At 71.6% G+C, this 7,717-nt stretch carries 4 protein-coding genes and 1 pseudogene; 3 read left to right on the top strand and 2 right to left on the bottom strand.

The genetic code is table 11. The features are described from left to right. Nucleotides 1-1,055: threonine--tRNA ligase (locus tag ABZ641_RS20210; protein ID WP_359983550.1), on the bottom strand; the 1,055-nt coding region annotated here is incomplete at its 3' end. A 291-nt stretch (nucleotides 1,056-1,346) separates the two neighbouring features. Between ABZ641_RS20210 and ABZ641_RS20205 the strand changes: the two are divergent. The 3 genes and pseudogenes from ABZ641_RS20205 to ABZ641_RS20195 all read left to right on the top strand — a co-directional run. Beyond that, a pseudogene (locus tag ABZ641_RS20205) lies at nucleotides 1,347-1,496 on the top strand (3'-5' exonuclease); the annotation flags it as partial. 165 nt (nucleotides 1,497-1,661) lie between these two features. After that, nucleotides 1,662-3,293: a SpoIIE family protein phosphatase gene (locus ABZ641_RS20200; protein WP_359983548.1), complete on the top strand. Its 1,632-nt coding sequence runs from the start codon at nucleotides 1,662-1,664 to the stop codon at nucleotides 3,291-3,293. A 464-nt stretch (nucleotides 3,294-3,757) separates the two neighbouring features. Then, nucleotides 3,758-4,291, top strand: a complete 534-nt coding sequence (locus ABZ641_RS20195) for a DUF4383 domain-containing protein (protein WP_359983545.1) — start codon at nucleotides 3,758-3,760, stop codon at nucleotides 4,289-4,291. Between the two features lie 65 nt (nucleotides 4,292-4,356). On the opposite strand, the gene ABZ641_RS20190 is transcribed toward ABZ641_RS20195, so the two are convergent. Continuing rightward, nucleotides 4,357-7,632 (bottom strand): glycosyl hydrolase, encoded by a 3,276-nt coding sequence (locus ABZ641_RS20190; RefSeq protein ID WP_359983542.1) that lies wholly within the window; start codon nucleotides 7,630-7,632, stop codon nucleotides 4,357-4,359. Between the last annotated feature and the right edge of the window lie 85 nt (nucleotides 7,633-7,717).

The following is a 7,717-nucleotide window of genomic DNA, read 5'->3' as shown; positions in this document are numbered from 1 at the left end:
ATGAAGCAGAGCGTGCTGACCCGATACCGGGCGCTGGCGTACATCACCGGCGTGCCGTCGGCGTACCAGTCCAGGTGGCCGCTGGTCTCGAACAGCTTCCCCTTGGTGGCGTGCGGGGTGTAGACGAACTCGTAGCCCTCCTCCTCGTGCCGGCGGCGCGAGTAGTCCTCCATGGCCCGGCGGATGATGCCGCCCCTGGGGTGGAAGACGGCGAGGCCGGAGCCGATCTGCTCCGGGATCGAGAAGAGGTCGAGCTCGTTGCCGAGCTTGCGGTGGTCGCGCTTCTCGGCCTCCACCAGGAAGTCGAGGTGCGCCTTCAGCTCGTCCTTGCTCGGCCAGGCGGTGCCGTAGATGCGCTGCAGCATCGGGTTCTTCTCGCTGCCGCGCCAGTAGGCGGCCGCGTTGCGCATCAGCTTGAAGGCCGGGATGTGCCGGGTGCTCGGCAGGTGCGGGCCGCGGCAGAGGTCGCCCCAGCACTGCTCGCCGGACTTGGCGTCGAGGTTGTCGTAGATGGTCAGCTCGCCGGCGCCGACCTCGACGTCGGCGCCCTCGCCGGCGGTCGCGGCGGAGCCCTTGAGGCCGATCAGCTCCAGCTTGTAGGGCTCGGCGGACAGCTCGTCGCGGGCGGCGTCGTCGGAGACCACGCGGCGGGAGAACTTCTGCCCGCGCTTGATGATCTCCTGCATCTTCTTCTCGATGGCCTTGAGGTCATCGGGGTGGAAGGGCTTCTCGACGTCGAAGTCGTAGTAGAAGCCGTCCTTGACCGGCGGGCCGATGCCGAGCTTGGCCTCGGGGAAGAGCTGCTGCACGGCCTGCGCCATGACGTGCGCGGTGGAGTGCCGCAGGATGTCGAGGCCGTCCTTGCTGGAGATCTCGACCGGCTCGACCTCGTCGCCGTCCTGGACGGCGTAGGCGAGGTCCTTCAGCTGGCCGCCGACGCGGGCGGCGATGATCGAGCGGTCGTCGGCGAAGAGCTCGGCGGCCGTGGTGCCCGTGGTCACCACGCGCTCTTCCCGATCGGGTTCGCGGTTGATGATGATCCGGACGTCGGTCACCGGTCTCTCCTGACATCTGTGGTCCGCAGCACTCTGCTGCGCACGTCGATGGTACCGAGAGCGGCAGCTCCGGTGCGCACCGCGCTCTCCCCCGCGCCGCGGCCGCCCCACCGGCCCGCCCGGCCCCTCCCGCACCCCGCACCGCACCCGTCCCGGGACCCCGGGGCGAGGAGCGGCCGCGACGTGCGGTTGAGCGGCCGTCAAGTGCGGTATCACCAGGACAGAGCACGGTGCGCCCCTGGTCCTCGGGGGCGCGCCGGGCAACAGCCCGGCGGCACTTGAGGGGCAGTCATGCAGAAGTCCCGACCCTGGCACGAGGGGCCGATCGCCTCCTTCGACACCGAGACCACCGGCGTGGACGTCGAGCACGACCGGATCGTCTCCGCCGCACTCGTCCTGCAGTCCGCCCCCGGCAGCGCCCCGGCCACCACAACCTGGCTGGCCATGCGAGGCGCACCGGCAGGACGGGGAGCTGCCGCGTGCGCCGTCCCGAACCCGCAGAGGGGCCGTGCGGCGAACCCGGCCGTCCGGCGGCCGCAGCCCGGCCGGAGTTGCTGATCGGGGGCATGCCATGCTCGATGTATGAGGGACGGGAAGGGATCCGCGATGCCCGAGTCGGACGGCGGAGGCTTCGGGCCGGCAGGAGACGACGCCGTCTTCTCCTCGCGCCGGAACCGGCCCGGCGGACGGCCGACGGCCGACGCCGGTCCGGGCACGGCACTGCCCGCGCCGGAGGTCCAGGAGATGCTGGACGCCCTGCCCGGATCGGTGATCTTCCTCCTGCCGGAGCTCGGGCCCGCGGGCGAGGTCGCGGACTTCCGGATCGCGGCCGCCTCACCGGAGGCGGTCGACATCGGGTCACGCCGGGGAAGGGACCTGGTCGGGCGGAGCGTCCTGGAGACCTACCCGACCGTGGCCGGCACGGCGCTGTGGCACGGCTACCTGCGCGCTCTGACCACCGGCGTCCGCTACGAGGGGGAACCGTTCGAGTACGAGGAGGTCCTCGCCGGCATCCCGCGCCTGTCCCGCTTCGCGGTCCGGGCGGCGCCCTGCCGGGCGGGGCTGATCGTCTCCTGGGCCCGCCTGGACAGCGGCGAACGCGAACAGCGCCGCCTGACCGCCATGCAGCGCCTCGGGAACATGGGGTGGGCGGACTGGGACCTCGTCCGCGACGTGATCACATGGTCCGACGAGGCCTACTCCATCCTCGGCCGGGACCGCTCGCTCGGCCCGACGACCCCGGAGGAACTACGCGCCCGCGTCGTCGCCGAGGACCTCCCCGCACTGGGCGACGCCGTGGGGCACCTCCTCGGGGACGGCAAGCCCGTCGATCACACCTTCCGGCTCACCACCCCCACCGGAGAGATCCGCCACGTGCGGATCGTCGCGGAGGCCGCGGCGGACGCACACGGCGACCCGGTGGAGGTCCACGGCTTCTTCCAGGACCAGACCGCCGCCAAGAACGCCGAGCAACAGCTGCTGGACCAGGAGCGCACCGCCCTCGTCCAGCGCGGCCTGCTGACCGCCGAACGCGACCTCGCCGCCAGGCTCAAGCACGCCCTGCTCCCGCCACCCGAGCAGTCCATGCGCCTGGCCGGCCTCACCGTCGACGTCGCCTACCGACCCCTGCAGGAAGGCCTCAACCTCGGCGGCGACTGGTACAGCGCCATCGAACTGCCCGACGGCAGCGCCCTGCTCGTCATCGGCGATGTCGCCGGCCACGGGCTGGACGCGGTGGCCACCATGGCCCAACTGCGCTTCACCGCCAAAGGCATGGCCATCACCGGCATGCCCCTGGACACGATCCTCGACCGGCTGAACACCCTCCTGCGGCACACCCCCGAACGGGACTTCAGCACCGCCACCATGATCATGGCCCGCTACGAGCCCGCCCACCGGCGACTCACCTGGGTCCGGGCCGGCCATCTCCCACCCCTCCTGATCCGCCAGGGCCGGGCCCGCTACCTCCCCGCCCCCGACGGCGTCCTGCTGGGCGCGACGGCCACGCCGACCTACGAGCCGGACACGCTGCGCCTACTGCCCGGCGACCACCTGCTGCTGTACACGGACGGCCTGATCGAGGAGCCGGGCCAGGTCATCGACGAGGGCCTGGACCGCCTCGCCCGCACCGCAGCCGCATGTGCCGGAAACCCCCGGGTCCTCGACAGCATTCTGGGTGAACTCGTCACGCCCGAGGACCGCCGGGACGACATCTGCGTCCTGCACATCACTCTCTGACTCGCTCCCGCCGTCGGCTCCGGGCCCCGGTCGGCGGGTACGGCGGGGTCGAGGACCCGGCCTGGACAACGTGAGCGGTGTCCGTGTCGGGCGGTGGTGAAGCGGCTGCTCGCCTCGCCGCGCGACACGGTCGGCCATACGGTCCGGGCTCCCCGCGCCCGGGCCGACTCGCCGATCATCGCGGGCAGGGAGAGACGGAACCCCACCGACATGTGCGTCGCGCCCTCACGGTTGCGCCGTCCCGCGCAGAGACTCGGCGCGCCCCGCCGGTCCGGCTGCAGGCCGTCCAGCAGGCCGGTCCGGCTGCCATTCGTCGGAGCGGTTGGCGCGGACGCTCGGTGCCGGACGCGACGGTGCGCCTGTCCCGGATCATCGATGCGGGAACGATGCGACAGGGGGTGCCGGGGGTCGGCGGCGAGAGTGGGGACCAACGGTCCCACGTGAAGACCCTCTGGAGTGTGGTCATGGACTTTCGCGACGAACTCCCCGTCGATCACCGGCTCGCCCAGGTCTACCGGATCGGCGCCGGCCTCTGCGGCGCCATGCTGCTCGTCTTCGGCTGCCTCGGCCTCGCCGACGGCCTCGCCTTCTTCAGCACCGACGGGCAGAGCATCGCAGGCCTGTCCAGCAACGGCCTGCTCAGCCTCGTCTCGATCGTCACCGCCGCCGCGCTGATCACCGGCGCGGTCGTCGGCGGCAACACCGCCTCGACGATCAACATGACGGTCGGCGCCCTCTTCGTGCTCAGCGGCTTCGCCAACCTGGCGCTGCTCGACTCGGACGCCAACATCCTGGCGTTCCGGATGCCCAACGTGCTCTTCAGTTTCGCCATGGGACTCGTGATCGCCACCTTCGGCATGTACGGCCGGGTCAGCGGCAAACTGCCGCTGGACAACCCCTACTGGCGGCACCGGCACCCCGAGGCGGTCGCCGAGCGCCGGCCCGCGGCCCTGAGCGCGGCCGCACCCGGGCGCGGAATCGGCAGCCCGACGGCCTGAGGCGCGCAGACGGCCCGGGCCCCGCGTGCGGGACCCGGGCCTTGCGTCGCCCTGCTGCTGGCAGGTCAGTTGTAGGGCAGTCTCAGGACGGTGAGGTTTCCGGTGCCCAGGGCGCCGGGTGCGGCGCCGAGGGCGTTCCAGATCTCCGCCTTGACGGTGCCGCCGGTCAGGTTGCAGGCCGTCCCGGTCGCGGAGGCCAGGCCGGCGGTCTGGGTGTAGTGCTCCCAGCCCGCGACCGGGTCGGTGGCGAAGTAGTGGTAGGTCTCCACCCGGTCCCAGGTGCCGTCGCCGGTGCAGTCGTAGGAGATGCGGAGCTGGGTGGCGTTGCCGACCGCCGTGTTCGCGTCGACCGCCAGGTCGAACGCGGTCGTCCCGCCGTTGTGGGTGAGGTTGAGGCCGGTCGCGGTCAGTGTGAACGGGCTGGACGGCGTGCCGTCGTGGTTCGCCCCGCCCGCCGAGCCGATCACCGCGCTGCCGGACGCCTGCGCCGTCCCCGTCAGGCTGCCGTCGCCCTGCGCGTACAGGGTCGGCGAGGACGTGCCGCCGGTGGCGGAGGACGTCGGGGTCGGGTCGACGACCGGGCTCGGCGTGTAGGGCAGGTTCAGGACGGAGGAGTTGCCGGTGGCGACGGTGGAGCCGCCGCTGCCGAGGGCGTTCCAGATCTCCGCCTTGACCGTGCCGTTGACCAGGTCGCAGGCCGTGCCGGTGGCCGAGACCAGACCCGCGGTCTGGGTGTAGTGCTCCACGCCCGGCACCGGGTCGGTGGCGTAGTAGTGGTACGTCTCGACGCGGTTCCAGTTCCCGTTGCCCGCACAGTCGTAGGAGAGGCGGAGCTGGGTGGCGTTACCGACGGCGGTGTTGGCGTCGACGGCCAGATCGAAGGCGGTGGTGCCGCCGTTGTGGGTGAGGTTGAGGCCGGTGGCGGTCAGGGTCAGCGGGTTGGACGGGGTGCCGTCGTGGTTCGCGCCGCCCGCGGAGGGCACGGTGGCCGTTCCGGCGGCCTGCGTGCTGCCGGTCAGGCTGCCGTCGGACTGCAGGTACAGCGTCGGGGAGGAGACGGTGCCGCCGGTCGGCGACGCGGAGGGCGAGACGGAGGTGCTGGCCGACGCGCTGGCGGAGGTGCCGGCCGAGGCGCTCGTCGACGGCGACGCGGACGGCGAGGCGCTGGACGTCGGACCGCCCCCGCCGTCGCCGACACCGGTACCACCGGTCGCGCTGCCGCCGCTCCACGTGTTCGCGCCACTGGCCAGCGTCTTGCCGGCCGGGACGTCCACGGTGGTGCCGTCCGAGAAGTGCACCGTCCGCGTGGTGCCGGTGATGTTCGAGGCGACGTAGGTCCGGGCCCCGTTCTTCACGAACACCGATGCCAGCGGGGTGTCGGCCGTGACGGTCGTGTCGACCGTGCCGAGCGCCGCGAGGTTGCGGACCCAGTGGAAGGTGTGGGCCTTGCTCTCCCCCTCCTCCGAGGTGAAGGAGTTGTTGGCGCGGAAGGCCGCGAGCGCCTTGTCACCGTCGCCGAGCGCGAGGAACTCGTACCAGATGTCCGTCCAGATCGTCGGCTGGGTGTGGCCGCTGTTGGTGAGCATGTCCTGGTAGTCGGCCTTGACGTACGCGGGGTCCTGGCCGAGGTAGAGGTGGCCGCCGGTGATCGGGAGGAGGTTGATGCCCTGGATCTGCTCCGGGGCGCTGGAGAACCAGGTCGCGTAGGCGCCGCCGTCGCCCCACACCATGCCGACCTCGTCGTGCGGGAAGGCGGCCGGGTAGTTCTGGTGGCTGCTGTCGAACCAGTAGTCCTGGATGGCCGCTGCCTGGGTGGTGTACATGTAGATGCCCGCGTCGCGGACGGCCTTGTTGCCGGTGGCCTCACCCCACTGGATGAGGGCGTTGTCGAAGTTCATGCCCTCCGACGAGGACTCCTGGTTGTTGCCCGCGCCGAACGAGCCGTGACCGGACGCCCAGTCGTGGCCGTCGTAGACGTCCCAGTCCCGCAGGTACGGGAAGCGCGTGTCGCCGCGGTCGTAGTTGTTCGCGTCACGGATCAGCAGGTCGACCATGCCGCCGTACTGACCTTCCGTGGCCCACGCGGGGTCGAACTTGGCGAGGGTCGCGGCAGCCGCGACGTAGTAGCCGTAGTGGAAGTGGTGGTCGTTCAGCTCCTGGTCCGAGCCGTAGGAGGCGGGGTAGCCGATCAGCGTGCCCCAGTTCTTGTCGTAGTAGAACAGGTGCGCCGTCTTGCCCTGGGAAGCGGTGAACCAGTCGGTGAGCTTCGACTTGATCGCGGCCAGCGCCGAGTCGCGGACGGCCGTGTTCCCGGTCTGGTCGGCGATCTCCGCGATCCGCGCGGCGCGTCCCAGCCCCTTGCCCGTCCAGTAGGTGTCGTCGCTCACCTGCTTCGTCGGGTCGGCCTTCTCGGCGTTCAGGTAGTCCTGCAGCGTGGCGGCGTCCGTGCCGCTGCTGTCGCCGACGGCCGGCACCTCGGGCAGGACGCCGTGGTAGACCATCGAGGTGGTGAACGAGGAGACGCCGCTGAGGACCTTGAGCGCGCCGCGCGCCGAGACGTACGCCTGCGGGAGCGGACTGCCACCCGCCAGGTACCGCCACTGGTGGGGCAGCAGTGCGGCGACCGTACCGGTCTCGCTGCCCTCGCGGGCGACGGTGGTGAACCGGTAGTCGGTGGTGACCGTGCTGCTCGCCTCGTCGTAGCGGTACGCGACCGTGCTGCCGGTGACGTGGCTGTGCGCGTACCGGCCGTAGGAGTCCGCCAGCGCGGCGCGCTCGGTGGCCGTTGTGGACGGCGTGGTCGGCAGTACCGCGATCGAGAAGTAGCCCTTTCCGGCGAGCGAGGACGTGATGGCCGAGCCGTTCACCGACCAGGTCGCGCCGGTCGGGGCGTACGCGACGTAGTCGTGGCCCTTGATCGTGTAGCCGATCGCCGAGCCGGTGTCGGACCACACGGTGGCGCTCGCACCGGCTGCGACGGAGATCTGGGCGTTGCCGCCGGTCACCTGGAAGTAGGCGAAGGGCAGGCCCTCACCGATCGTCGCCCGCACCGTACGCGCCCCGTCGGAGAAGGAGGGGCTGACCGTCCAGTCGCTCCATCCGTCGACCTTCACCTCCGAGGCGCCGAGACCGGTCACGCCCGCGACGAAGTCCTCGCTGTACGGGAAGTGGTACTCGCCCACGCCGGTGCCGCTGCCGGAGATCGCGGGCGCCGTGGTGTACGAGAAGCCGAGGCCCGCCGACTGGGCCCGGAAGCCCAGCGGGTGGGCGAACAGCGGCTCGCCGTATGCGCAGTTGGTCTTCTTCCACAGGATCGAGGACCACCAGTCGTTGGTGGGCACCGCGCCCGCAGGCGCATTCGCCGTCACCCACTGGCGGGGGTTGGTCGAGAGGTTTCCGCAGCCCGACGGGAGCGGGCCCGGCGGC

The sequence above is a fragment of the Kitasatospora sp. NPDC007106 genome (assembly GCF_040634455.1).
Classification (GTDB): domain Bacteria; phylum Actinomycetota; class Actinomycetes; order Streptomycetales; family Streptomycetaceae; genus Kitasatospora; species Kitasatospora arboriphila.
Note: the sequence above shows the minus strand (reverse complement) of the source record. Positions and strands in the feature narration are given on the sequence as shown.

What these genes read in the sequence shown, in the direction of transcription:
- ABZ641_RS20200 (WP_359983548.1), top strand. Translation starts at nt 1,662, where the DNA reads ATGCCCGAGTCGGACGGCGGAGGCTTCGGGCCGGCAGGAGACGACGCC.
- ABZ641_RS20195 (WP_359983545.1), top strand. Translation starts at nt 3,758, where the DNA reads ATGGACTTTCGCGACGAACTCCCCGTCGATCACCGGCTCGCCCAGGTC.